General features: G+C 47.3%; 1 protein-coding gene and 1 pseudogene. Both read left to right on the forward strand.

Translation table 11 applies throughout. From position 1 onward, the window contains the following. Positions 1–218 precede the first annotated feature (218 nt). Positions 219–1,924, forward strand: a pseudogene (locus C5469_RS22595) (ShlB/FhaC/HecB family hemolysin secretion/activation protein). Between the two features lie 3 nt (positions 1,925–1,927). Next, on the forward strand, positions 1,928–2,577 hold a 650-nt coding region (locus C5469_RS22600), incomplete at its 3' end, for a filamentous hemagglutinin N-terminal domain-containing protein (protein WP_166310923.1).

Here is a 2,577-nt window from a genome sequence, read left to right on the forward strand (position 1 = left end):
CATTTTATACCATCCATTCAGACAGGTAATTAATCCTGCATTAGAATGGTTTGATATTGTTATTATTTAACTATCAAGATTATTTATGGTGGGATAAACATAAAAAAGTCGAGTTCACCTCAGGTTTAATACTGATAATTCCAAACAGAAGTAGACAGATAAGTAATTACATTACAATATTATAACTTAATTATAATATTAAGTTTTTAATTATAAAAATGGCAACAGTTTCTATTTATCACTGGAATCTGACAGGGTTTATCCTACTGGCAATCTCCGCGCTGGCACAGGCTTCAACTCCTATCAGCCCGGCGGATCAAGAAACGATCACTCAACAACAAAAAGCCCTGCTGCAACAAGCCCAACAGCAACGGGAAGCACTGCGCGACAACATCACCTTACCTCCATCACCCGATGCAGCACCGAGTACAGCTGAATCTATCTGCCACACCATTCAACGGATTGAATTGGCGGGGGCAGAAAGCCTGTCAAGGTCAGTCAAACAGAACCTGATTCACCCTTACTTATCTCATTGTTTAACTTTGCAGGATATTAATGGGCTGGTGCGTAAAGTATCGAATGCCTATATCGAACGGGGTTATGTCACTTCCCATGCCAACCTCAAAGCACAGGATTTATCCTCCGGCACCCTCTTTATTACTGTCAATGAAGGCAAAATTGAGTCAATCAGTCTGGACGGTGAAACACCTCTCTCGTTGAAAATGGCTTTCCCCAAAATAGTGGGTAAAACGCTTAATCTACGCGAGATTGAACAAGGCATGGAACGTTTAAACCGCTTGCCTTCCCAACAAGTGACCATTGATATCCAGCCGAGCAAACAGCCCGGTTATTCCGCGGTTATCTTAAAACGAACATCGACGCACTTACCGGTCAGTGCCAGTTCAGGCGCAGATAACAGTGGTCAGAAAAGTACCGGCACCGGACAAATCAATGCCAATGTGAACCTGGATAATCCATTACACCTTGCTGACCAGTGGTCATTATCCACCAGCCGTAACAGTGATTTCCGCAAGAGCCATCAAAGCCGCAGCCTCTCCGCCAATGTGACAGTGCCTTATGGTTACTGGTTGTTCAGTTATCAATATGCATGGAATGACTCTTTTCAAAGTATCCCGACGGGTTCACAAACCTATCGCTACACCGGTGACAGCCAGACTCACCGACTGGCAATAAACCGGAGCGTATATCGTGATGGCAAGCAGAAGCTGGCATTGGATATGGGACTCACACGCCGTCGGACCACCAATTTACTGGCCGGAGAAACATTATCCATCAGCAGTCCGACACTCAGCACAATTAACCTTGGCGTTAATTACAGTACCGTACTGGCGGGGAGCTATATCACTTTTAACCCGGTGGTAAACCACGGTTTACAGACGCTTGGCGCCACAAAAGACGATCCACGTTTCCCCGATGCGCCACGTAGTCAATTTCGCAAATTCAGTCTGAGTGCCAGCTATTTTATGCCGGTTACCGATTCCATTTATTACCTCTCATCGATTTACGGCCAAACCACGCCAGACAACCTTTACGCCAGTGAACGCCTGTCACTGGGGGGACAATATTCCGTTCGGGGATTTAAAGAGCAATATCTTACCGGCAACCGCGGAGGATATTGGCGCAATGAGCTGAACTGGCGAGTTTCAGCACTTCCAGCCTTGGGCGAACTTGCCTTAACCGGAGCGCTGGATACTGGCTGGTTACAGAAAAAACCGGACAAATCGACGGCGGAAACGTTACCGGCGCGGCTCTGGGCTTATCACTGACTCACCGTAGATTCAATCAGACCATCACTATTGGAAAGCCCCTCATTCACCCTGCTCACTTAAAACCGGATAACTGGGTTGCTTATTGGTCAGCCTCACTCACTTTGTCACACTTATTAAATTTAGGAAAGGGATAAGCAATGAATAAACGCAACGACTCGGTGGTCAGAGCCACGAGTTATCTTTTAATTTATCTGACGGCAATCCAGCCACTACACCCGGCGATGGCTGCGGGTATCACGCCGGATAATAACCAGACACAGGTCCAAAATCAGGGCAATGTCCCGGTAGTCAATATTGCCACGCCAAATGACATGGGGATATCTCACAATACTTATAAAGAGTTCAATGTCGCCACACAAGGCGCCGTCCTCAATAACGCCACTCAGGCGGCGCAATCCCAACTGGCCGGACAACTTAACGCTAACCCTAACCTGAAAGAGAAACCGGCGGAACTGATCATCAATGAAGTGACCGGCAGTGGCCGCTCTGACCTGCAAGGCCAATTAGAAATGGTGGGTAACAAAGCCAATGTGATGATTGCCAACCCCAACGGCATAACTTGTGATGGCTGTGGTTTTATTAATACTTCGGGTACCACCCTGACCACCGGTAAACCCCAGTTTGATAAACAGGGGGCGCTGGAAGCATTGGAAGTGAAACAAGGCCAGATCACCATTGGTGACAAAGGACTGGACGGTAAGGCGACGGATTATGTCGATATCCTCAGCCGGGCAACGGAATTAAATGGCAAAATTCAGGCGAACACCCTGTCGCTGACGCAGGGCGC

The organism is Photorhabdus cinerea, from assembly GCF_011189575.1.
Taxonomy (GTDB): Bacteria; Pseudomonadota; Gammaproteobacteria; order Enterobacterales; family Enterobacteriaceae; genus Photorhabdus; species Photorhabdus cinerea.